At 67.2% G+C, this 22,524-nt stretch carries 19 protein-coding genes; 6 read left to right on the top strand and 13 right to left on the bottom strand.

Annotated elements, in window-relative coordinates:
- Positions 1-86 precede the first annotated feature (86 nt).
- Together mhpA and ACNUDN_RS27455 are read left to right on the top strand one after the other, a co-directional pair.
- Positions 87-1,682 carry a bifunctional 3-(3-hydroxy-phenyl)propionate/3-hydroxycinnamic acid hydroxylase MhpA gene (gene mhpA / locus ACNUDN_RS27460; RefSeq protein ID WP_419124834.1) on the top strand — a complete coding sequence of 532 codons (1,596 nt, stop codon included), beginning with the start codon at positions 87-89 and terminating at the stop codon, positions 1,680-1,682.
- Positions 1,683-1,714: 32 nt separating this feature from the next.
- Positions 1,715-2,887, top strand: a complete 1,173-nt coding sequence (locus ACNUDN_RS27455; RefSeq protein WP_419124833.1) for a cytochrome P450 — start codon at positions 1,715-1,717, stop codon at positions 2,885-2,887.
- A gap of 79 nt (positions 2,888-2,966) precedes the next feature.
- On the opposite strand, the gene ACNUDN_RS27450 is transcribed toward ACNUDN_RS27455, so the two are convergent.
- On the bottom strand, positions 2,967-3,737 hold the full coding sequence (locus ACNUDN_RS27450; RefSeq protein ID WP_419124832.1) for a 1-acyl-sn-glycerol-3-phosphate acyltransferase: 771 nt from the start codon (positions 3,735-3,737) through the stop codon (positions 2,967-2,969).
- Between the two features lie 188 nt (positions 3,738-3,925).
- Entirely contained in the window at positions 3,926-5,581 is a 1,656-nt protein-coding gene (locus tag ACNUDN_RS27445; protein WP_419124831.1) for an SLC13 family permease, read from the bottom strand.
- 281 nt (positions 5,582-5,862) lie between these two features.
- On the opposite strand from ACNUDN_RS27445, the gene ACNUDN_RS27440 reads away from it, so the two are divergent.
- Entirely contained in the window at positions 5,863-6,624 is a 762-nt protein-coding gene (locus ACNUDN_RS27440) for an SDR family NAD(P)-dependent oxidoreductase (protein WP_419124830.1), read from the top strand.
- Between the two features lie 26 nt (positions 6,625-6,650).
- Here ACNUDN_RS27440 and ACNUDN_RS27435 read toward each other — a convergent pair whose 3' ends face one another.
- Positions 6,651-7,292 (bottom strand): hypothetical protein, encoded by a 642-nt coding sequence (locus ACNUDN_RS27435; protein ID WP_498450171.1) that lies wholly within the window; start codon positions 7,290-7,292, stop codon positions 6,651-6,653.
- 217 nt (positions 7,293-7,509) lie between these two features.
- Here ACNUDN_RS27435 and ACNUDN_RS27430 point away from each other — a divergent pair, with 217 nt between their 5' ends.
- Positions 7,510-8,550 (top strand): coiled-coil domain-containing protein, encoded by a 1,041-nt coding sequence (locus tag ACNUDN_RS27430; RefSeq protein ID WP_419125339.1) that lies wholly within the window; start codon positions 7,510-7,512, stop codon positions 8,548-8,550.
- A 12-nt stretch (positions 8,551-8,562) separates the two neighbouring features.
- On the opposite strand, the gene ACNUDN_RS27425 is transcribed toward ACNUDN_RS27430, so the two are convergent.
- Both ACNUDN_RS27425 and ACNUDN_RS27420 read right to left on the bottom strand, forming a co-directional pair.
- The gene (locus ACNUDN_RS27425; RefSeq protein ID WP_419124828.1) at positions 8,563-9,366 is read right to left on the bottom strand and encodes a DUF1906 domain-containing protein; all 804 of its coding nucleotides are present in this window, start codon (positions 9,364-9,366) and stop codon (positions 8,563-8,565) included.
- 52 nt (positions 9,367-9,418) lie between these two features.
- Positions 9,419-10,345: a serine hydrolase gene (locus ACNUDN_RS27420; protein WP_419124827.1), complete on the bottom strand. Its 927-nt coding sequence runs from the start codon at positions 10,343-10,345 to the stop codon at positions 9,419-9,421.
- A 327-nt stretch (positions 10,346-10,672) separates the two neighbouring features.
- Here ACNUDN_RS27420 and ACNUDN_RS27415 point away from each other — a divergent pair, with 327 nt between their 5' ends.
- Entirely contained in the window at positions 10,673-11,110 is a 438-nt protein-coding gene (locus ACNUDN_RS27415; protein WP_419124826.1) for a MarR family winged helix-turn-helix transcriptional regulator, read from the top strand.
- Here the strand turns inward: ACNUDN_RS27415 and ACNUDN_RS27410 are convergent.
- The 8 genes from ACNUDN_RS27410 to ACNUDN_RS27375 all read right to left on the bottom strand — a co-directional run bounded on the left by ACNUDN_RS27410 (position 11,107) and on the right by ACNUDN_RS27375 (position 21,454).
- On the bottom strand, positions 11,107-11,850 hold the full coding sequence (locus tag ACNUDN_RS27410) for an SDR family NAD(P)-dependent oxidoreductase (protein WP_419125338.1): 744 nt from the start codon (positions 11,848-11,850) through the stop codon (positions 11,107-11,109). The two genes, ACNUDN_RS27415 and ACNUDN_RS27410, sit on opposite strands and share 4 nt — an antisense overlap.
- A gap of 145 nt (positions 11,851-11,995) precedes the next feature.
- Entirely contained in the window at positions 11,996-12,826 is an 831-nt protein-coding gene (locus tag ACNUDN_RS27405; protein ID WP_419124825.1) for an alpha/beta hydrolase, read from the bottom strand.
- Positions 12,827-12,912: 86 nt separating this feature from the next.
- Positions 12,913-15,051 (bottom strand): DNA gyrase subunit A, encoded by a 2,139-nt coding sequence (locus ACNUDN_RS27400; protein WP_419124824.1) that lies wholly within the window; start codon positions 15,049-15,051, stop codon positions 12,913-12,915.
- A gap of 10 nt (positions 15,052-15,061) precedes the next feature.
- Positions 15,062-17,095 carry a toprim domain-containing protein gene (locus ACNUDN_RS27395; RefSeq protein ID WP_419124823.1) on the bottom strand — a complete coding sequence of 678 codons (2,034 nt, stop codon included), beginning with the start codon at positions 17,093-17,095 and terminating at the stop codon, positions 15,062-15,064.
- 204 nt (positions 17,096-17,299) lie between these two features.
- Complete coding sequence (locus tag ACNUDN_RS27390; RefSeq protein ID WP_419124822.1) at positions 17,300-18,022, bottom strand: flavodoxin family protein; 723 nt, start codon at positions 18,020-18,022, stop codon at positions 17,300-17,302.
- A 66-nt stretch (positions 18,023-18,088) separates the two neighbouring features.
- A complete protein-coding gene (locus ACNUDN_RS27385) occupies positions 18,089-19,486 on the bottom strand; it encodes a GntP family permease (protein ID WP_419124821.1) in 1,398 nt (465 codons plus the stop codon).
- A 65-nt stretch (positions 19,487-19,551) separates the two neighbouring features.
- Complete coding sequence (locus tag ACNUDN_RS27380; protein WP_419124820.1) at positions 19,552-20,514, bottom strand: 3-hydroxyacyl-CoA dehydrogenase family protein; 963 nt, start codon at positions 20,512-20,514, stop codon at positions 19,552-19,554.
- A gap of 19 nt (positions 20,515-20,533) precedes the next feature.
- On the bottom strand, positions 20,534-21,454 hold the full coding sequence (locus ACNUDN_RS27375; RefSeq protein ID WP_419124819.1) for a sugar phosphate isomerase/epimerase family protein: 921 nt from the start codon (positions 21,452-21,454) through the stop codon (positions 20,534-20,536).
- A 194-nt stretch (positions 21,455-21,648) separates the two neighbouring features.
- On the opposite strand from ACNUDN_RS27375, the gene ACNUDN_RS27370 reads away from it, so the two are divergent.
- Positions 21,649-22,422, top strand: a complete 774-nt coding sequence (locus tag ACNUDN_RS27370) for a GntR family transcriptional regulator (protein ID WP_419124818.1) — start codon at positions 21,649-21,651, stop codon at positions 22,420-22,422.
- The last annotated feature ends 102 nt before the right edge of the window (positions 22,423-22,524 follow it).

The raw sequence follows: 22,524 nt of genomic DNA, 5'->3' as shown, positions 1-22,524 counted from the left end.
CAATCACCGGACGACGACGCCGCCGACCGCGTTGCCGTGGAACGGCCGGCGAAGGCCTTCCCGGTGACCCGGGAGATCGACCAGCGATGACGCACGCCGCGGCCGACCTGCCCACCGAGCACGTCCCGGTGGTCATCGTGGGCGGCGGCCCCACCGGGATCACCGCGGCGACCCTGCTGGCCCAGTACGGCGTACAGACGTTGGTGCTGGACCGGTGGCCCCAGGTCTATCCGCAGCCGCGCGCGGTGCACCTCGACGACGAGGTCTACCGCGTCCTGGCCAGACTCGGCGTCGCCGAAGACTTCGCCGCGATCTCCCGCCCAGCCATGGGGCTACGTCTGGTCGATCGGAATCTGTCGGTACTGGCCGAGTTTCGGCGCGATACCGCAGTGACCCACAACGGATTTCCGGCTGCGAGTATGTTCGAGCAACCCGAACTGGAGGAGTTGCTGCGCGGTAACCTCACCCGCTATCCGAGCGCCCGGTTCCGTGGTGACGCCGAGGTCCTCGACGTCCTGTCAGACACCGCGACCGGTGCACTGCGCCTGCGTCTGCGCGACCGCCTCGACGACCAGGAGTCGATGATCTCCGCCGATTTCGTGCTGGGGTGCGACGGCGCCAACAGCGTGGTGCGCAGCTCCATCGGCTCGTCGATGCGCAACCTGAAGTTCGACCAGCGCTGGCTGGTCGTCGACATCACCACCACCGCAGATCTGCAGCAGTGGGAGGGCGTGCATCAGGTCTGCGACGGACAAAGAGCGGGCACTTACATGCGGATCGGCCCCACCCGATACCGCTGGGAATTCGCCCTGCTCGACGGAGAGTCCGTCGACGACTACCCGAACCTGACTGCCCTGCGTCCGTTGATCGCCCCCTGGACTTCACACGTCGACGACGCCGAACTATGCGTGATGCGGGTCGCCGAATACACCTTCCGCGCCCAGATCGCCGACCGCTGGCGCCGTGGCAATATCTTCCTCCTCGGCGACGCCGCCCATCTGACCCCGCCGTTCATCGGCCAGGGGTTGGGGGCCGGACTGCGCGATGCGATGAACCTGGCCTGGAAGATCGCCGCCGTGCACCACCGCGGCCTCGCACCCAGCGCGCTGGACAGCTATGAAGCCGAACGCCGACCACACGCCCGCGCCATGATCGCCCTTGCGCTCAATATCGGACGTGCGATGACCGCCGGCGGTCGCCTCGGCACGGCCGCGCGCGCAACAGTGGTGCCCCGCCTGCACCTGGTCCCGGGGCTACGGGCGAAGGTCACCGATTCGCAGACCCCGCCGCTGCGGTCCTCAGCGCTGGTGCGGCGCACACTGATCACCCGTCGCATCACGGGCCGATTGTGCCCGAACGCGTTACTCGGCAACGGTGGTCGCGTCGATGACACCTTGGGCGCAGGATTCGGCGTCATCACCACGGTCGAGCTGACCCCGGCGCAGCAGAGCGTGGTGGCGGCGCGTGGCGCCCGTACGATCCACGCCCCCGCCGGGTCTGAGCTGGCCCGGTGGCTGAACCGCCATCACGTGAAGTCCGCAGTGGTGCGGCCCGACCGGACCGTCATGATCGCCGGCCGCGACCTCGACAAAGTGTGCCGCGCTGTCCCGGTGTTCGTGCTCGACCATCAGCCGGGCCCCCCGCCGACCTCGCCACGCGCCGACGTCGCCTACCACGAATAGGAACTATCCGCGTGTATCGTCGCCCCTCGGATGTGACGGTCTACCGACCCGACATCTACACCCGCTCAGCGATTCTCGACCCCTATCCGCACTACCGTGCCTTACGCGACCTGGGTGCGGTGGTGTGGTTGCCCCGCCACCGCCTCTACGCACTGCCGCGTTACGCCGAATGCAAGGCCACCCTGCGCGACGACGGCCTGTTCTTGTCCGGGCACGGCGTCGCGGCCAACCCGCTGACCAACCGGCTCTCGCGCGGCACCACCCTCAACAGCGACGGCGCCGACCATGACCGGCGCCGCAAACTGGTCGCCCACCGCCTGATGCCCCGCGCGATGCGCACGCTCGGTGACGACGTCGACGCCCGGGCCCGGTCGATCGTCGACAGTGCTGTCGAACGAGGCAGTGTCGATGCGGTGACCGACCTCGCCACCGCGCTTCCGTTGGCCCTCGTACCCGACCTGGTGGGATGGCCCACCGACCAACGTGAACATCTACTCTCCTGGGCCGCAGCCACATTCGATATCCTCGGACCGCCGAACGTGCAAGCCCTCAAAGCCGTACCGCGCAGTGTGCACATGCTGCGCTTCGCCCGGCGCGTCGTGCGCGAACGCAACGTACTGCCCGGCAGCATGGCTCATGAACTGCTCAGCGCGGTCGACGAGGGCACCCTGTCGGTCGAGGAGGTACCGCCGCTGCTGATCGACTACATCGGCCCGTCCCTGGATACCACGATCAGCGCCATCTCCAGTGCGATCTATCTGTTCGCCACCCACCCCGAGCAGTGGGCGTTGCTCAAAGCTGACCCCGCGCTGCTGCCCAACGCGGTCAACGAAGTCGTCCGCTACGAGTCACCGTTGCGGGCCTTCACCCGAAAGGCGCTGCACAGCACCGATATTGCCGGCGTTCCGATCGCCGCTGGTGCCCGAGTGCTGGTGCTGTACGCTTCGGCCAACCGCGATGAGCGCGAATGGGATAACCCTGATGTCTTCGACATCCGAAACGACGCGGGACGTCACGTCGGGTTCGGCAACGGCGCCCACGCCTGCGCCGGCCAAGGGCTGGCACGACTGGAGACCAGCGCGCTGCTCAAGGCCCTCATCGATCGCGTCGATCGCATCGAGATCGCCGCCGAGCCGACCTGGGCTGTCAACAACATCATCCACCGCCACGCCCGTCTGCCGGTACGGCTCTTCGCCGCTGTGTAACGACGCTGTTCCGGTGGTCGCACTGGGTCCGAATCGCCCCATCGCACCGGCTCCCGCGGTCGGGGCCTCACCCTTTCGTTCAGCCGATGAGCGGTGTGCGCCGCGCGGTGAGGGCATCGAGTCGCCCCTGCATGGCCGACCGAACGCGCTCAGCGAAGTCCTCGGCTGATTCAGCCGCACACGATGTCATCTCGGGCATGACCGCGGTGACGAGCTTGGTGGGTAGTGGCAGATAGGGCAGCAGGCCGACGACGCCGAAGTTCAGACCCCATGGAATCGAGACGCTGAGCGGAAGGGATTTTATCCGCAGCAGTTTCGGCAATCGGAGCGCACGGGCGGCAGACTGACCGTCGCTGAGCACCAGAAGCGATTCCCCTGCTCCGGCGGTCACCACCGGCACGATCGGAACTCCGTGAGCCTGTGCTAAACGCGCGAAACCGGTGCCGTGAAACGTGATCGTGTTGCGGTCGCGCCACGACTTTCCGGCATCCACGTCACCCCCTGGGAAGACGAGGACATTGTGACCAGCTTCGAATGCTGAGTCGGCGGCGGCGCGGCTGCCCGGCGTCCCGCCAACTCGTTCGACCAGCGCCCCAGCGCCGAGCGTCCACGCGATCTGATGCACCATCGCGGTGGTAGGTCGCGTGATTCCCGCGGCTTGGCGTGCCGCGACGAAGGCTCCGACATTGAGATCGATGACCCCACCGAAGCCGTGATTGCACACGAACAATACCGGCCTGTCCGGTACCGGAGCGTCGATGTGAATCTCGTGCCGGTGATACACCCGCAGGTAGGTGTGGATTGCCGCCGACACCCAACCGGGCGGCGCGATCGCCGGCTCGTCAGTCATCCAGGACCACCGCCTGGTCACGGTGCTGCGGCTGATGTGGGCCGAACTGCGCGGCGATGCGCATGCATGCTCCTGTCTCCGGCGAAAGGTGGAGGGACCGTTGAGACTGCAATAGCGGCGGGGTCTACCCGAACTTCCACGGCCTCATCGCAGTCCCAACCCGGTGCTCGGGAGACCGGGCCCCCGAGTCACATCGCGATGTCGAACACCCACACCGCCAGCGTGGTGGAGGCCACGCTGATAATCACGATCGCGATGAGATTGAGCCAGATACCGCCTTTGACCATACTGCCGATGTTGACGTACCCGGTGCCGAAGACGATCGCATTGGGCGGGGTCGCCACCGGCAGCATGAACGCCGACGTCGCCGCGAGGGCGACGGGGATGGTCAGCAGTAGCGGATCCTGACCGATTCCCATCGCCACCCCGCCGATCACCGGGAGGAACGTCGCCGCGGTCGCGGTGTTACTGGTCAGCTCGGTCAGGAAGATGACCCCGGCCGTGATCAGCGCGACCAGCAGCAGGATCGCCAGCCCGCGCAGGGTCTGGGCCTGGGTGCCGATCCACTCGGTCAGGCCGGAGGAGCTGAATTGTGATGACAACGCCAAGCCGCCGCCGAACAGCAGCAGCACCCCCCACGGGAGCTGGACCGCGGTGGCCCAGTCGAGAAGTCGCACACCCAATTTCGCGCCGGCGGGGAGGATGAACAGCAGCAGCCCGGCTGCGATCGCGATTCCGGCGTCGGAGATCGGCGGGTCGTCCCAGATCAGGGGCAGTGAAATCCAGCTCAGTGCTGCCAGCGCGAAGATCATCGCGACACGCCGTTCGCCGCTGGACGGTGTGCCCAGTTTGGCCAACTCGTCGTCGAATAGCTTTCTCCCACCGGCGAGTTCGTCGACCTCGGGCTTGAAGATGAGCTTGGTCAGCAGCAGCCAGGTGATCACCAGCAGGACGGCGGCGACCGGCAGACCGAGCAGCATCCACTGACCGAACCCGATGCTGATGTCGTGCTCATCCTGCAGGTAGCCGACGAGCAACGTGTTGGGCGGGGTGCCGATGATGGTGGCGAGGGAGCCGACCGATGCCGCATAGGCGATGCCCAGCATCAATGCCGTGCCGAAATTGGATTGCTTGACCTGTTCCTTGACGTCGTCGTCTTCGGTGGCGGCGTCTTCGGTAGCGGCGTCGTCTTCGGCGGCGGCGGCGTCCTGGTCCTGGTCGGTTGCGATGTCCTCATCCCGGGGGCGCGAGATGGTTCCGGCGATCAGCAGGACCGAGACGCCGATCGGCACCATCATGACCGCGGTCGCGGTGTTGGAGACCCACATGCTCAGGAATGCGGTCGCGAGCATGAAGCCGGCGATCACCCGCGTCGCGCTGGTTCCCATCGCCCGGACCGTCAACAGTGCGATGCGTCGGTGCAGATTCCACCGCTGCATCGCGAGCGCGATGAGGAATCCGCCCATGAACAAGAAGATGATGTCGCTGCCGTAGTAGGCGCCCACGTCGGAGACACCCACGTCCTCGACCAGCGTAGGGAAGACCACCAGAGGCAGCAGCGCAGTGGCCGGAATCGGGATCGCCTCGGTCATCCACCACGCGCCCATGAGGACCGCAACGGCGGCGGTCACCTTCGCGGGGTGCGCCAGGTCGTCGGGCAACACCAGGTAGACCAGCACCGACAGCAGCAGACCGCCGCCGAACCCGAGCCAACGCCTGCGGAACGTCGAGGCCCTCTCCGCCGGGGCACGCTCACCCGGTGACTGCTGGTCGATCTCCTCGTCCAGATCGGGGTCCCGTGGGCTGCGCTCGAGGTCCTCTCGTGCGACGTCCTCCCTGGCCATCGATCACTCCCTCCGACGGTGGTGCGGCCCGTCCCGCGTGGATGCAGCGCGCAGGTGGGTCGACCGTGATGTGTATCACAGGACGTTTGTTACCCACTACGTGTCATTCGAAAGCCTGCAATGCCGGGGGGTGGAATCGCTCAGCCGTAGAGGCGCCCAGTGATGCGCAGCTGCCGAGCTTCCAGGAAGACCCCGGGCCGAGGGGCCGGGGTACCTGACAACCCGTGCGGGCAGAATCACTGCTGCGACACACGCCAGAGCCGACAAGAAAGAGGAGCATGATGAGTGTATTGGAGCTGTTTCGACTCGACAGCAAGGTCGTCATCGTCACCGGTGCGTCCTCCGGTCTCGGGGTGGCGTTCGCCAAGACGTTCGCCGAAGCTGGGGCTGATGTCGCGCTCGGAGCCCGTCGGGCCGAGAAGCTCTCTGACACAGCGAAACTGGTCTCTTCCACGGGTCGCCGAGCACTGTCCGTGCAGACCGACGTCGCCGATCCCGACTCCTGTCAGGCCTTGGTCGATGCGACCATGGCTGAGTTCGGCAAGGTTGACGTGTTGATCAACAACGCCGGTGTGGGCACGGCCGTTCCGGCTACTCGTGAGACGCCCGACGAGTTCCGCCGCGTAGTCGACATCAACCTGAACGGGTCCTACTGGATGGCGCAGGCTTGCGGTCGAGTCATGGCACCCGGTTCATCGGTGATCAACATCGCCAGCATCCTCGGCATCACCACCGCCGGACTGCCACAGGCCGCCTACTCAGCGTCCAAGGCCGCCGTGATCGGACTGACCAGGGACCTTGCCCAGCAGTGGGGATCCCGCAAGGGAATCCGTGTCAATGCGCTGGCGCCGGGCTTCTTCCGATCAGAGATGACCGACTCCTACAAGCCGGGCTACCTCGACGCGCAGATGTCGCGGGTGATCCTCGGGCGAACCGGCGATCCGGTCGAGCTGGCCGCGACCGCCGTCTGGTTGGCCTCGGCCGCCGGCGTCTTCGTCACCGGTCAGACACTTGCGGTCGACGGTGGCCTGACCATCACCTGAGACCGCCCTGGAGAACCGGCGGGCCATCAGGTCCGCATTCGCAGTATCGAAATGCCCATCGCCACAAAGGCGGTCGCGCGCACGCAGGCCGCCACGGTCCGCGCGGCATCCGGCAGGTCATTGCTGACGGCGACCAGGATCACGCCCGCCATCAGGGTGTAGACCACCCAGCGCGGGAGCACACCGGCTCGTGCCACGGCCCACCCGAGACAGAGTCCGGCGACCACCATGAGCGCTCCGTGGACTGTCAGCCAGACACCCATCCGCGCCGCCAGCGCTTCCCAGTCAGGGGTGCGTTCGACCAGGCTGTAGGTGACTGTGCCGGTGAAGTAGATGTAGGTGTAGGCGTACAGCGCGGCGCCGAGAAAGCCGAGTCGGCCGATGTGCGGCCGCTGCACGGCGTAGATGCCGAGCACGAACAGCGGCAATGTGGCCTCTGCGGCGTATGTCAGCACCAGCTGAGAAGTCGAGAATCCCCCCTGCGCCCATTCGATCAGGTCCGACAGGACGTACATGGCCGAGGACACGACGGCGGTGAGGCCGACGAGCACCCGAAACTGGCGTTCCACCATATCCACCTCCGCGGTGCATTTCGGGCTGCACCATCCCTGGTGTCGGAGTTCCCGCGGCGAGCCGTCCGGCCGACTGTCCGCCGTGACAGTCGGCATGTGGTGAATTCTCGTTGATTCGGCGGGCCGGGGCACCGCGAGACATCAGCCGAGTGGACATCGAGGGGACCAGTTCGTAGCCTTTCGGAGTTGTCACCAGCCGGACCCTGACCGGTCCCCGGAGCGAAGGATCGCGACCATCCGAACGACCGCCTGCCGCGCATTGCGGCGAGTGGTGTGCGGTTCTGTCGCCGCGGTCCTGGTGGCCGCGCTGTCGATGGGCGGCGTGCTGGCCGACCCGGCCGCCGATGCGCTGGCCAAGCTCGACGAGTTGTCCCGTACGGCGTTGCAGACTCGCACGGAGGTCACCGCAGCGCAACGCGACGCCGAGGACAAACAGGCCGCTCAGGAGGTGGCCGAGGATCGTCACCGCGCCGATCTGACGGAGCTGGAGGGCGCGAATGCGCGGCTGCAGCCGCTCCAGGACGCGGTCGACCGGGTGGCCGCGATGACCTATGTGGGCGGCGGCGCCGGGCAGTGGTCGGCCGTGCTCAACGCGTCCTCCCCGCAACAGCTGATCGATGAGCTCACGCTGCAGCGAGCACTGGCCGGCGCACTGGCCGATCAGATGGAGGACTTCCGGGCGGCCCGCGAACGGGCGGCCGCCGCGGCCCGAGCCTCCGAGCGGTCGGCCGTCGAGGCCCGTACGGCGGCCGAGCAGTCTGCCGCCGTGCGTACGGAGCTGCAGGCCAGGTGGAGCGACCTGCAGCGTCAGATACTTGCCGCCGAGGCGCAGTACGCGGTGCTGACACCGCACCAGCAGGCGGTGATCGACAACGCGGCCGCGGTGCTGCCGCCGGTGCCCGGTGGTCCCCCCGAGGCGGCGATGCCCGGTCTGCCACCCGGCGACGTCCTTCCACCGGTTGCGGTACCCCCGCCGCCGGCCGGTCTCGTCGACATTCCGGAGTCGTTGCCGGTCGGCGTCGCATCCGAGGTGGGGCTGCAACCCAACACCATCATGGCCGCGCGGGCCATCAGCGCACGGTTTCCCCAGATCGCCACCATCGACGGAGTGCGGCCCGACTCGAAACCGTGGCATCCGGCCGGTCTCGCGATCGACGTGATGATTCCCAACCCCGACAGCGCCGAGGGCATCGCGCTCGGGGACGAGATCCTGGCGTTCATGATGGCCAACGCGGCCAGGTTCGGGTTACAGGACGTGATCTGGCGCGGCACGTACCACACGCCGGCCGGTCCACAGGGATCCGGTTACGGGCATTACGACCACGTGCACATCACGACGACGCCGCGGCGCTGACCGGCCCCGTACTCACGGGTGCAGGTTCCACTGACCACAATCCTGGGCCAGGACGTCGTTGACGTCGACGCGGATCCCGCCGACCACCGGTCCGGGATTCGAGGCGGTGTCGATGATGCGCTGATAAAGCACCGCGGCGGGGAAGATCTGCCCACGCGACCAGGATCGGGTCTGCCATGCCCACACGCGACCGGGGGACTGCGACCTGCCGATCACACCGTCGGTGGTGGCCCACTGGCAGGTGTTGATCCCGCCATAGACCCCGGTTCGCTGCACACCGAGCACCGAGTTGATACCGCGAAACCACGGCAGTGCCAGTTCGTTCCACGCGTTGCGGTCGATGTCGTCGTCGACGCTGAAATAGATCGGGGCGCTGCGGCCCCCGCCGGCGGCGGTGTGCAGCGACCAGGCGGTGCGAGCGTCGGCGACTCCGCCGGCGAAGCCACGGGTGAAGTCCGACGGCGCCGTTCCACCGGGCTTTCCGTATTGGTAGTTGCTGACGATGACCAATCCGGCGGCAGTCAGCGACTTGGCGTAGGGCAGGGTGATCGGCTTGGCGCCGAAGTTCGACCCGGGCCGCGAGGTGGACACGTAATTGATCACCCCGGCGTGGCCGGCGGCGCGGATGTCCTGGGCCGGGATCTGGCGCATGGCGTAGTCGATCAGAGTGGGAGCGGCCGCCGAGGCGGTGGGCGCTGCGGCCGCGGCGGCGCCCACCCCCGCCAGCGCCGACAGTGCGGTCGCGCAGCGCAGTGCCTCACGCCGCGAAACGGGGCGTGAGTGCCTGCTGCTCGTAGCCCAGGGGGTCTCCCGCACCGGCGGATGTTAACAATGTGGCAGCTGTGAATGAGGTAGCCACGCCGCGCGTTTAGATCCGGCCGCCCGGGAACATCGTCTTGACCGCCCGGGTGATGTTCTCGCGGGCGGCGGTCTCGCTGGTGGGATCGAGCGAGCCGATCGCCACCACATAGCGGTGGTCGGATCCGACGACGCCGGTGGACACGTGCAACTGGTTGCCGCCGTTCCAGCAGCAGAACCATCCCTGTTTCACCGCGACCGGCTCCGCGTTGAGCCCGTCGGGGATGCCGAACCGTTGCGGATAGCCGTCGGTTCCCGTCGGCGTGGCCTGGGCGAGGTTGCCGATGATGATGTCCGCCTGCTCGGGCGGCAGACCGCCGGTGCCGTCCAGCAGCATGTCGTAGTAGCGGACCAGATCGCTGGCGGTGCTCTGCGTGACATCCCAGTGCCCGTTGTACGGCGCGGTCGTCCCCGTCAGCCCGTACCTCGCCACGATGCGTGCGATCACCGCGTTCTGACCGCTCCGGTCCCAGAACGTCTGGGCGGCGCTGTCGTCGGACGAGCGCAGCATCAGGTCGAGCGAACTGCGGTCGGCGGCGGACAGCTGCACCTTGTCCTGGGATTCCTGCATCAGCAGGTCGTCGGCGATGAACAGCTTCACCACCGACGCGATCGGGAAGGGTGTGTCCTGGCCGTTGGAGAAGACCTGACCGGTGTCGCGATCCAGCACCACGATCTCCATGTCGGCCCCGGATGCCGCGGCGTCGGCGGTGGCCTGCTGCAGGCGGGCGTCGAGTCCAGCCAGTGGGGCCATCGGCTGTTCGGGTGGAGCTTGCGGCAACGTCACCGGCGCCTGCGGAGCGGCACCGGTGGCCTGCGGGTGGTCGGCGTCCGGCGGGGAACCCCAGACCTGGGCCGCGCAACCGCTGACAAGCAGCGCCACACACGCGATCGCTGTGCCCGCGGTCGCGCGAATGAACCGCTGCCGACGACGCATGAGTCTCCTTCGATCCGATTCGGCCAAAGGGCCGGATCTCCTCTGTACCCGCCGGTCATCCAGCCTAATCGGCTTCTTCCGCTCGACAGGATCGACGGTCTGGCAGTCGTTGCGGGCGGGTGGCGCCGCGCGCAAGGATCGCCGCGACCCTTCGCCGATGCTCAGAGGCATGGCGAGTGTTGCTTAGATGGGCATCATGCGCACCCACGCAACCGTCGACCCCGCACGGGCCGGCGGCCCGTCGGCGCTGTCAACGATCTACGGGCGTGCTTCGCGATGACCGAACCCGGCGAATATCCGCTCACACCAACGCAACAGCGTGCCTGGATGAACTACATGCGCGTGTACCACCGGCTCGAGTACGAGATGAACCACCACCTTCGGACCGAATGTGGGCTCTCGCTCCACGATTACACGGTGCTCAGCGCGCTCTCACGAGCGCCCGATCGTCGGTTGCAGGTGACCTCGCTGGCGACGGTGATCGGATGGGAGCGCAGCAGGCTGTCACACCATCTGATCCGGATGACGCGCCGCGGCCTCGTCGAGCGCACGGCTTCGGCGGCCGACGGCCGCGGCACGGTTGTCATCCTCTCGGCCAGCGGCTGGGAATTGCTCGCCGCGGCCGTTCCGATTCACGCCGACTGGGTACGGCGAACGTTCTTCGCCGATCTGACCCCCGAACGCGAGGATGCCCTCGCCCACATCCTCGCGACCGTCCACGAAAGTCTGTTGCGCGTGGGCACCCTGCCATGCCCTGAGATCTAGACCTGGTTGATGCCACCGTCGACGAAGATCTCGGAGCCGGTCATGAAGCTGCTTGCGTCCGAGGCGAGGAAGACCACCGCGGCAGCCAACTCGGCGGGGTCGCCGATCCGCTTCATGGGATTGGCTGACAGACCGTCGACAAAGGCCTGCAGCTCACCGGCGGGCGGCAGATCCTGGAGGCCGGGCGTTTTGATCGGGCCGGGAACGACGGTGTTGACGCGGACTCCGCGGTCAGCCAACTCCACCGCCCAGGTCTGGCCGAAGGACCGAATGGCGGCCTTGGTCGCGGCGTAGGAGCCGAACGCCGGGGTGCCTCTACCGGCCGCAGTCGAGCCGGCCAGCACGATCGAGGCACCCGGGTTGAGCAGCGGCACGGTCTTCTGCACGGTGAACACCGTCCCGCCGACGTTACGGCTGAAGATGTCGGCGAGATGTTCGGGCGTCTCATCCTCCAGGGTGACGAACTCGCCGCTGCCGGCATTGGCGAAGACGACGTCGAGTCCGGTCCCTGCGTCGCGGATGGTGTCGACCAGCCGATCCAGGTCAGCGAGGTCGGTGACGTCGCCGGCCACGCCGACCACACCGTCACCGAGAGACGCCGCGGCGTCGTCGACGCGCTGCCGGGAGCGGCCGGTGATGAACACCTTCGCTCTTTCCTCGGTGAACGCCCGGGCCGTTGCGTAGCCGATGCCGGACGTGCCACCGGTGACCAGTGCTGTCTTTCCTTCGAGTTGAGGCATCTCGCCCTCCTGTTGTCGGGGAACGCGTTTGGTTCCACCGCCGACAACTGCGTCCCACGCCACGTTATTCCGTGACATGTCACGTATCATCGCGTCGGCCCAACAGAAGATGACAGCGCGACGCGCTCCTGCGCCGGCCGGCCGATCACGCAGAGGGGCCGAGGACGGGAGTGTGTTGCAGGAAGCGGTGGACGGCGGTGAGCAGCTGCGGCCCGTCGAGCATGGCCCGGTCGTTGTGCCCGAGGCCGGGGATCGACAACATCTCCTTGGGTTGAGGCGCTGCGTCGTACAGTCGGCGGCTCAACGACGCGGGCACGATGTCGTCGGCGTCACCGGCGATCACCAGCAGCGGGGCCGCCAGAGCGGTGATCCGGTCGATTGACGGATAACGGTCGAGCAGCAGCCGGCTCACCGGCAACCACGGGTAGTGCACAACCGCAACATCACCGAGCGACGTGAACGGCGAACGCAGAACCAATGCCGCGGGCGGATGTTCGACGGCCAGCCCGACTGCGACCGCGCCACCGAGCGACTCGCCGAAGTACACGACTCGGTCCCGGTCGACGTTCGGCTGAGCGGTCAACCAGCGCTGGGCGGCGCGCGCGTCGGCAGCCAATCCGTCCTCGGTCGGACGACCCGGGTTGCCGCCGTAGCCCCGGTAGTCGACCAGAAGCACCGACAGACCCATCTGATGCAGACCGTGGGCCAACGGGGCGCGCATCGAGCGATCCCCGGCGTTGCCGCCGAGCACCAACACCGCGGGGCCGCCGCCACCGGGAAGGAACCAGGCGGCCAGCTCGAGCCCGTCCTCGGTCTCGATGACCACATCGCGCGCGCCGGACAGCACCGCCGAGGCCGCCGGAAGCGGATCGTTCGACGGGAAATAGATCAACCGGCGCTGCTGTGACCACAACACGCCGAGCAGTCCCGACGCCACCAGGGCCGCGACCGTGAGGACGATCAGCGTGCGGCGCAACGGTCTCGGGCCCCGGCGTCGGCAATTACGCGCATGCAGCGGAGGCTCATGACGATCCCATTCCCGCAAGCCCCGCGTTCAACCCTCTAGCCGGCAGGGGTCACGTCCACGCCGGAGCCTTTGACCGAAGCCTTGGCCCGATTCTCAGCCCGCACCGCCTTCTTGCCGCGCACGAACCCGGACGCGGAGATGGACGCCGCCAGCAGCGCGCCCTCGCCCTTGACGAAGGGATGGAACCCGACGCCGGCGCCACCGCGACCCTTCACCGGGATGTCGGCGACGTCGGTGACCTTCCAGCTCTTCTCGGACACCGACAGGATGGCTTCGCCGTTCGCGCACGAAACCGGCAGGGCCGCGATGACCTCGTCCTCGCTGTCGGCGAGCTTCACCCCGGCGACACCGTTACCGGCGGCGCCCTGGGGGTTCACCGCTGCCGGGTCGATGCGGAGGACCTTCCCCCGCCGGGTCACCAGCGCCAGGTGGTAACCGGACGGAAGGACTCCCGACCGCACCAGCCCGGAGATGTCGGGCGCGACAGGGATGTCGCGGATCTTGAATGGCAGGCCGCCGCCGTTGGTGAACTTCACCCGGCCATCGGTCCACACCGCCCAGCCAAGGCCGGAGGTGAGCAGGTCACCGTGGCTGTCGGAGAACACACCGCGGTCGTCGAGGCGCCAGGAGAGGTTGACCTTGCGCTCGCGCGGTCCGTCGTCGCCGGCGCCGGAGGTCACCGGGGTCGCATCGGCGTCCAGCACCGTACGCCGGTCGTACTCGGCGCCCTTGAACAGTTTCGCGGTCTCGACGAGTTCCTTGTCGATCACCAGCCGCCGTGCGTCGGGGTTGTCGACCAGCTCGGTGAGCTCGGCGAACTCGGCGTCCAACTTTTCGGCTTCGGCCTGCAGTTCGATCACGTCGAGCTTGGTCAGCCGCCGAAGCTGAAGTCCGAGAACATAATCGGCCTGCTCGGCATCGATCCCGAACCGCTCCTGCAAACCCTGCCGGGCATCGTCGACGGTGTCGGAGCCGCGGATCACCGCCACCGCGGCGTCGATGTCCAGGTGGATCGTCATCAGCCCGGCGACCAGATGGCGGCGCGCGGTCACCTTCTCCAGCCGATACTGGCTGCGGTGCAACACCACCGAATCGCGCAGCGACAGGAACGCGGCGATCAGCTCGCGCACCGACCACCAGCGCGGCACCCGGTTCTCGTCGAGCGCGACCAGGCTGGCGGCGAAGGTCGACTCCAGCGGTGTGAGGGCCAGCAGTTGCTCGCGGATGGTCTCCGCGCTGTGTCCGCGTTTGGCGGTGACGACGATGCGCAGCCCGTTGCGGCGGTCGGTCAGGTCCGACATGTCAGCGACACCGGCCAGTTCGCCGGACTCCACGAGAGCCCGGATTCGCTCCTGCACAGTGCCGCTCGCGACTCCTGGGGGCAACTCGGTGATGACGCAGTTCTTGCCGTCGACCGAGATCGTGCCGCGCACCGTGAATGCGCCCCGACCGGTCGTGATGTACTCGCGAAGGCCGGCGGTGCCGACCACGGTCGCCCCGCACCCCCAATCGGGGCCCGGTATCAGTTTGACCAACCGGTCGTCGGTCATGTTCGGAGTCTTGAGCAACGCCCGGCAGGCCGCCATGATCTCGCGGGGATTGTGGGCCGGCACCTTGGTGGCCCAACCCTCGGCGATACCCACCGCGCCGTTGCACAGCAGCACCGGCCACTGGGCCGGCAACACGGTCGGTTCGATCCACTCGCCGTCGAAGGTGGCCACCATCGGCACCGCGTGGTCCGCCAACTCGGCGGTCAACGCCGCTCCCGGTGCCGACAGCCGCATCTCGGTGTAACGATCGGCGGCCGGAATGTCACCCTGGATGCGTGGGAAAGCGCCTTGCCCGTCAATGACTTTCACCCGCTGGAAGTCCGCGGCCATCAGTGCCGCGGCCCCGTACATCGACGCACCGCCGTGCGGGTGCAGGTTGCCCGTCACGGCAGAGCAGACCTTCGAAGACTTCTGCGGCTTGTTTCCGGGCAGCAGGCGGGAGTCGTACATCTGATAGAGCAGGCGCCGTTGACCCGGCTTGAGCCCGTCGAATGCGGACGGGATCGCGCGGTCGCTGACGCTGTAGAGCGCGAAGGTCAGCTGGTAATGGTTCCAGTAGTCGTCGGCGCTCTGATCGAGCACCAGATCGGGATTCTGCTCGGGGATGTCCAGGGTGGCGGTCATGTCGTCGTTCCTAGGTCAGGTCCAGCGATGCGGTGTCGACGCGGGCGGCGACTTCGGCCATCCAGCTTCGTCGGCCCTCCGGTGGCCCACCGAACAGAGTGTGATGCAACGGCGAGTCGCCGTGGTCGAGGTTCACCCGAATCACCGTGCGGCGCTGGGGGTCCAGAACCGTGTTCCAGAAGTCGTCGGCATCCATTTCGCCCAGACCCTTGTTGCGCTGTACTTCGACCTTACGCTTGGAGGTGGCCTTCATCTGCGCCACCGCGGCGTCACGCTCCGACTCGTCCTGACAGTAGACACGCTGCTGTCCGTCTTTGACCACGAACAGCGGTGGCAGCGTGACGTACACCATGCCGGCCGCTACGAGGGGCCGGTAGAAGTCGAGGAACATCGAAATCAGGCTGGAGTTGATGTTCCCGCCGTCGGGGTCGGCGTCGGAGGCGAACAGGATCCGGTCATAGCGGCACGACTCGGGATCGCAGTTGTCGCGCACCCCGCAGCCCAGGATCCGCTCGATGGCGTCGAATTCGTCCTTCACCCGTGCCTTGTTCACGGTGAATCCATAGACGTTGGGCGGCTTGCCTTTCAACGGGAAGGCGGCCTGGAAGGTGGCGTCACGGGCCGCCTTGATCGTCCCCAGGGCGGAATCGCCCTCGCAGAGAAACAGCTCGACGCCCGACCCGCGCCCCGACTCCCTGCTGGGCAACAGCTTGGGTGGCAGCGACAGGTTCGTTCCGAGGCCCTTGGCCTTGGAGGCCGCCCGGGAACGGGCCTTGGCGCCTTCGGCGCTGCGCCGCGCCCGGGCGGCTTCCAGCGCCAGTTTGGTCCACAGCGACACCGTGTCGGCGTTGGCAGGGTTGGCGGCCCAGATGTTGACGCTGCGTGCCACGTCCGGAGCCATCGCCACGTTCAGGGACCGTGACGACACCGCGGTCTTGGCCTGCGAATCCCACGCCACGTCGGGTGCGCGGGTGTCTACGGCCAGCGCGGTGACCGCAGCGAAATCCTGTGCCTCCGGACCGTCTTCGCCCTTGGCCAGTCCCAGGTCTCGGATACGGGACGCGCGATCGGCCAGCGCCTCGGACAGACCCTTCACCGCGGCGGTCAGATGCGACCCGCCACCGGGGGTGCGCACGGTGTTGCAGAACGCCGCGACCGTGGCGGGTTCGGCGGGGCCGGCGGTCAGCGACCAGCGGAACGGGGTCGGACCGCGGCCGGTGGTGTACTCGCCACGCCCCTCCACGACGGCTCGCACGCCGGGGACAGGCGTGCCCGCGGAAGCGCACATGAGGTCGAGCAGGGTGTCGGTGCCCCACGGGCCGCTGAACGATTCGACCAGCTCGGGCCGGATCTGCTCACCCGGCCAGCCCTCGTCGACGACGACCAGGTGCACGCCTGGTGACATCCGCGCGGCGGCGTGCGCCCGCAACAGCACCTCGTTGATGTCCACCGTGGAATCCGGAACGACCGCCGGGTCGAACAGGATGCGGACGGTGGTGCCGTGGGCGTCCGGTTTCCGGTTGCCCACCCCGCGCAGCTTCTGGGTGTCGGCGCGGGTGAACGGGGCGGCCGGGTCGAAATCTCTGCCCTCGAACACACCCGGGTATCCGCGGCCGAAGCTCTGCAGGTAGGTCTTGCCGGCGCGGCGCACCGTGACATCGGTGCGGGCGGAGATGAACACCGCGGCCGCGGCGCCGATCCCGTTGAGCCCGGCACCGGTGCTGGACGCGTCGGTGTGTGCGGAAAACTTGCCGCCCGCCCGCGCGGTGCCCAGGGTCTTGACGATGCCGTTCTTGCCGTTCACCGGATCGGAGTCGACGGGCAGGCCCCGCCCGTCATCGGCGACGCTGACCGACCCGTCCTCGTGCAGGGTGATGGTGACGGTGGACCCGCCATGGTCGGGGTCGGCGACCTCTTCGATCGCGTTGTCGACCAGCTCGCGCAGTGCGGTGTTGAGCACGTCCAGGCCGAGGTTGACCGCCGGCCGCAGGCGGGTGTGCTGGACATCGTCGAGTTCGGTGATGTCCGCGGCGTTGTAACTCACTGCTAGTTCTCTCCGTCAGTGCCAGGTGTGCCGCAGGGATGGTAGTCCGTGGAACCGACAACTTCGTGACGCCCTGCCGCGGGGACAGGGAGCGCGATGACGGGTCTGACCGCGGCAGGGCGGGACCGCGGGGAGTTCAGATCGCCCTTCGAAGCCGGTGACGCGTCACCCGGCGGACCGGATAGACCTGGTCAGGCCGGAAAGCTAGCGGTACTCCGGGTTCTCGTATCCGAAGTCGCAGCCGGCTTCCCACTCCGAACGCTGGTTGCCATAGGCGGGGAAACCGCCGGCGTCCTTGAGCATCTTGGCCATGTGCATCAGGTTGTAGGTCATGAACGTGGTGTTGCGGTTCACGAAGTCGTTCTGCGGCCCGCCGGAGCCCTCGTCCAGGTAGGACGGACCCGGTCCGGCCTCACCCATCCAGCCCGCATCGGCCTGCGGAGGCAGGGTGTAACCGATGTGCTGCAGGCTGAACAGGATGCTCATCGCGCAATGCTTGACGCCGTCCTCGTTGCCGGTGAGCAGGCAACCGCCGACCCGGCCGTAATACGAGTACTGCCCCCTGTCGTTGAGGACACCCGAGTATCCGTAGAGTCGCTCGATCACGTGTCGCATCACCGAACTGTTGTCGCCCAGCCAGATCGGGCCGGCCAGAACCAGGATGTCGGCGGCGAGCACCCGCTGCAGCAGAGCCGGCCACTCGTCGCTGGCCCAGCCGTATTCGGTCATGTCCGGCCGCACCCCTACCGCGATGTCGTGGTCCACGGCGCGGATCTGGTCGACCTCGACGCCGTTCTTGCGCATCAGCGCGACGCTGCGGTCGACCAGTCCCTGGGTGTTGCTCACTTCGGGTGAGCGCTTCAACGTGCAGTTGATGTACATGGCCTTCAGGCCGGTGAAGTCCGGGGCGGCGGGCGGGGTGGTCATGACGACTCCTTTGGCGGCGGCGGGGGCTCAGGTGCCCGCTCGCAACACTAGCGGGCCGGGCGGGCCTCAACTGGTCAGCACGTAGACCACCGACGCCAGGCCGAACGCCATGAATCCGATGGCGGTGGCGATGACGGACCATGTCTTCAGCGTCGTCACCGTGTCGAAACCGCAGAAACGCCCGATCAACCAGAAGCCGGAATCGTTGACGTGCGAGAAGGTGATGGAACCGGCACAGATACCGACGACGACCGCCGCCAGCGGGATCGCACCGAGGTCCATCGCGACCACGGCGGGCGCCATGATCGAACCCGCGGTGGTCGCCGCGACGGTGGCCGATCCCTGGGCGACGCGGAAGATGACGGCGATCAGGAAGCCGGCGAGCATGACCGGCAGACCCAGTGCGTCCAAGCCGTCGGCCAGGGTCTGGCCGATCCCGGTCTCGGTGAGGATGCGGCCGAAGGCGCCGCCCGCGCCGGTGATGAGGATGATCGAACACACCGGTGCCAGCGCGTCATCGACGAGTTTCTCCAGCACGGTACCGACGGGCTCGTTGCCGCGGCGGGGCAGCACGTAGAGGAACAGCATGGCCAGCAGGACGGTGATCAACAGCGCCATCGAGGTTGTCCCGATCAGTCGCGACAGCTGGTAGGCGAAGTTCTCGTCGTCCACCACACCGTCCGCTTCCAGCGTCGAGAACACAGTGTTGAAGAAGATCAACATCAGCGGCAGCAACAGGATGCCCATGATGGTCCAGAAGCCGGGCCGCTCGTCCTCGGGATAGTCCTTCGGTTCGCCGAGCAGCGTGGGGACCGGCATGTTCGGGTACCGCTTGGCGATCAGCAGACCGAGCCGGTATCCGGCGAGGTACCACGTGGGCAGTCCGACGAGCAGCGAGACGATGACCACCATCCCGACGTCGGCGCCCATCACCGTCGCGGCGGCGGTCGGGCCGGGGTGCGGCGGGGTGAGCGCGTGCATCATCAGGAACGCGCCGATGGACGGCAGCACGTAGAGCATGAAGGAGCCGCCCAGGCGCCGTGCCACGGTGTAGATGATGGGCAGCATGACGATGAAGCCGGCGTCCAGGAAGATCGGGAACGCGTAGAACAGCGACGCCACCGCGAGCGCCAGCGGCGCCCTCTTCTCGCCGAACCGGTCGAGCATCTTGTCGGCGAGAACCTGTGCACCGCCGGTCATCTCGATCAACCGGCCCAAGACGGCGCCGAAACCGACGAGTAGGGCGACGGCCCCGACGGTGTTGCTGAACCCGGCGATGACGACGCTGACCACATCGCCGATGCTGATGCCGGCGGCCAGCCCGGTCAGCACGCTGACCACGATCAGCGAGAAGAAGGCGTGCAACCTGACCTTGACGATCAGGATGAGCAGCACCGCGATGGCGACCAGTGCGATGGCCACCAGCAGGGCGGCCGGTCGCTCCGCGAGAACTACTTCGTCCATGGAAGTCCCTTCCGGGTTTGGCAGACGCAGGGAACGGCGTCAGCGACGCCGTCTGGTTGTGGTGGTCACGATCCCTTCGGCGCCGGCCCGAGTTCGCGCAGCAGATCCCCCATGCGGGAGTACGCCTTGTTCCGGTAGGCGATGAGTTCGGCTTTGGTGTCGTCGTCGAAGTCGCCCGTCCAGCCCTTACCGTTCTTGGTGCCGTGGCGCCCCGCCGAGACCGCGTCGGTGAGTAGTTCGGGTGTGGCCATGCGCTCACCGAACTCGTTCTCCAGGGTGCGGAATCCCTTGGCATAGACGTCGAGTCCGGCTTGGTCGGCGATGGCGAACGGTCCGAAGAAGCCGAGCCGGAATCCGAAGGTGGTGCGGACGATGGTGTCGACATCCTCCACCGAGGCCACCCCCTGCTCGACGATCAGGGTCGCCTCCTTGAGCAGCGCGTACTGCAGGCGGTTCAACGCCATGCCGGGGGTGTCAGCGACCTGGGCGCCCTCGCGCCCGGCGCGCACCAGCAGGTCCTTGACCGAGTCGATGACCTCCTGGGTGGTGGCCTCCCCGGCGACCAACTCCACTCCGGGGATGAACGGCGCGGGATTCGAGAAGTGCACGGTGAGGAACCGCTCGGGGTTGGTGACCGCCTCGACCAGAACCTTGACCGGGATGGTGGAGGTGTTGGTGCCGATGATCGCGTCCGGCCGGGCGCTCGCGCAGATCCGGGCCAGCACTTCTTTTTTGACGTCGGGGTCTTCGAAGACGGCTTCCATCACGAAGTCGACGTCGGAGACCGCGTCCTCCAGGCTCTCGCCGGCGGTGAGGTTGCTCATGATGGTCTTGGCGCTGTCCGCCTCGAACAGACCCTGTTCCTCGAACTCCTTGGCTTCCTTCTCCAGTCGCGCCAGCGCCGTACGGGTGGCCGCGGCGTCCACGTCGGCGATTCGGACCTCGAAGCCTCTCAGGGCGAGGACCTGAGCGATCCCGCCGCCCATGTATCCGGCGCCGACGACGGTGACGGTGTTGATCTTGCGCATGCGATTCCTTCGGTTGGGGTCAGGCGAGTGCGGAGGTGAGAACCTGTTGGATGTACTCCCGGTTCTCGGCGCACACACCCAGGGAGTCAGATCCGTAGTGCTCACAGCAGAACGGCCCGGAGTAGCCGAGTTCCAGTGCCAGGCGGATCATTTGGCGGTAGTTGATGTATCCGTACTTCAGCGGCAGCGGGGCGGAACTGTATGCGCCGGTCGCCGGGTCGTAGTCGCGCGAGTAATTCTTGATGTGCCAGAAATTGGAGTAGGGAAGGACTTTGGCGAACATCTCGCTGAAATGCGGCATCGGCCGGTGCAACCGGATCAGGTTGCCCAGGTCGGGGTTGAGGCCCACGGCGTCGTGGTCGACGTCGCGGATGAAGCCGACCGCCTCGTCGGGTGTCCCGATGTAGGTGTCCTCGTACATCTCCAGGCTGAGTTCGATGCCGTTGGCCCGGGCGTGGTCTCCAAGTTCGCGGACGCGCTCCACCGCGAGGTCGCGCAGCGCCGGATCGTCGACGTGCCCCTCGACCAACCAGAACCAGATCTGCTCGCTCTGCTCGGGGGTGATCGCCTGCATGAAGCCCGTATTGACGATGGTGGCACCGAAGGTCGGCGCCAGATCGATGAGGCGATGTGCGTCGGCCAGGTTCTGCTCACCGTTGGCCACGTCGACGACCGAATTGCGGGTCATCGAGATCGAGGAGATCGCCAAACCTTCGTCCTTGAGCACCGATCGGAATTCCTCGACCCGACCGTCGGACAAGGCTGCCAGCGGAACCCAGGCGTCGGTCGGGTCGATGTAGTCGAACCCCAGCTCGCGGACTTGCCGAAGCTGCGAGGCCCACACCGTCGCCGGTGCGTCTTTGATATGGCCGCCGTCGGGAGCTTTGTTGCCGAACCCGAGCATGTTGGCCGAGATCGGCCAGGTGTGAGCCGAGAACATCTCGGTCCTCCATCGTGGTCTGAGTCACAAACAGTGCCTTAAATCACATAGGATATAGGCGTCCCCAGGTCCTGTGTCAACGTCGGGGTTAAACTCAGCTCCCTGCATGAGAGCGTCGCGTGCATCGCCGGCGTGACGACCAGCCCGACGTGCCCGACGGGCGGTGATGCCGCCGGGAAGCGGAAAGGGCTGAGGTGGGAGCCGACGAGTACCCGATGCCGGTGCGCAGCACGCTGGTCGACCAGGTCTACGAGCGGTTGATGGAGCTGCTCCTGGACGGAACGCTGCAGTCCGGAGATCCGGTCAGCATCGACGGAACGGCGCGTTATCTGGGTGTGTCGCCCACGCCGGTGCGCGAGGCGCTGGCCCGGCTGGAGTCCACCGGAAATGTCGTGCGGGTGGCCATGCGGGGATATCGGGTCCCGGAGATGCCCGACGCCAAGGAGATCGCCGACATCATGGATGCCCGCCTGCTCATCGAGCCCAGATTGGCGGAACTGGCCTGTTCGAAGGCCGACGACGGCTGGCTGGACGCCCTGGAAGACGCGGTCGAGGAGCAGGAACGCGCCCCGCACACCCCCGATGCCGCCGCGATCCGGAAGTACCACCGCCCGGATGAACGGTTCCACCGGCTGATCGCCGAACATGCCGACAACGCGGCGCTGTTGCGGGCCTACGACGCGCTCGGTGGCCACGGGCAACGCTTCCGGCTCTTCATCGGGGTGGGCGTCCAGGACTCCTCACACGCGATCTCCGAACACCGCGAACTGCTGGCCGCGCTGCGCCGCGGTTACGGCCCTGAGGTGTACCGCCTGATGCACAGCCACATCAGTGGCGTCAAAGAGCGAGCACTGGCCGAGCATGCGCAGGCCGTGCGCGTTCAGACCGATTCAGCGCATACCGATCGGACCCGGCGTAAGGCCGGTGCGGAAGCGCGGCAGAAGATCGGTGATCAGCCAAGGGGCTGATTCGGCGTCGACAATCCTATACGATCAATGGATCGATAATCAGGGTCCCGGGGTGGTCCCCGCGGCCTGACCGCCGCATCCAGAAGGATGGAACCCAGAAGG

The sequence above is a fragment of the Mycobacterium sp. smrl_JER01 genome (assembly GCF_048513595.2).
Classification (GTDB): Bacteria; Actinomycetota; Actinomycetes; order Mycobacteriales; family Mycobacteriaceae; genus Mycobacterium.
This window is presented reverse-complemented; position numbering and strand designations above follow the sequence as displayed.

Excerpts from the sequence above, each read along its gene's own strand:
- ACNUDN_RS27385 (WP_419124821.1), bottom strand. The coding sequence starts at position 19,486 with ATGGACGAAGTAGTTCTCGCGGAGCGACCGGCCGCCCTGCTGGTGGCC.
- ACNUDN_RS27400 (WP_419124824.1), bottom strand. The coding sequence starts at position 15,051 with ATGACCGCCACCCTGGACATCCCCGAGCAGAATCCCGATCTGGTGCTC.
- ACNUDN_RS27375 (WP_419124819.1), bottom strand. The coding sequence starts at position 21,454 with ATGTTCTCGGCTCACACCTGGCCGATCTCGGCCAACATGCTCGGGTTC.
- ACNUDN_RS27420 (WP_419124827.1), bottom strand. The coding sequence starts at position 10,345 with ATGCGTCGTCGGCAGCGGTTCATTCGCGCGACCGCGGGCACAGCGATC.
- ACNUDN_RS27415 (WP_419124826.1), top strand. The coding sequence starts at position 10,673 with ATGAACTACATGCGCGTGTACCACCGGCTCGAGTACGAGATGAACCAC.
- ACNUDN_RS27435 (WP_498450171.1), bottom strand. The coding sequence starts at position 7,292 with ATGCCGACTGTCACGGCGGACAGTCGGCCGGACGGCTCGCCGCGGGAA.
- ACNUDN_RS27445 (WP_419124831.1), bottom strand. The coding sequence starts at position 5,581 with ATGGCCAGGGAGGACGTCGCACGAGAGGACCTCGAGCGCAGCCCACGG.
- ACNUDN_RS27440 (WP_419124830.1), top strand. The coding sequence starts at position 5,863 with ATGAGTGTATTGGAGCTGTTTCGACTCGACAGCAAGGTCGTCATCGTC.
- ACNUDN_RS27450 (WP_419124832.1), bottom strand. The coding sequence starts at position 3,737 with ATGACTGACGAGCCGGCGATCGCGCCGCCCGGTTGGGTGTCGGCGGCA.
- ACNUDN_RS27380 (WP_419124820.1), bottom strand. The coding sequence starts at position 20,514 with ATGCGCAAGATCAACACCGTCACCGTCGTCGGCGCCGGATACATGGGC.
- ACNUDN_RS27390 (WP_419124822.1), bottom strand. The coding sequence starts at position 18,022 with ATGACCACCCCGCCCGCCGCCCCGGACTTCACCGGCCTGAAGGCCATG.
- ACNUDN_RS27410 (WP_419125338.1), bottom strand. The coding sequence starts at position 11,850 with ATGCCTCAACTCGAAGGAAAGACAGCACTGGTCACCGGTGGCACGTCC.
- ACNUDN_RS27430 (WP_419125339.1), top strand. The coding sequence starts at position 7,510 with ATGGGCGGCGTGCTGGCCGACCCGGCCGCCGATGCGCTGGCCAAGCTC.
- mhpA (WP_419124834.1), top strand. The coding sequence starts at position 87 with ATGACGCACGCCGCGGCCGACCTGCCCACCGAGCACGTCCCGGTGGTC.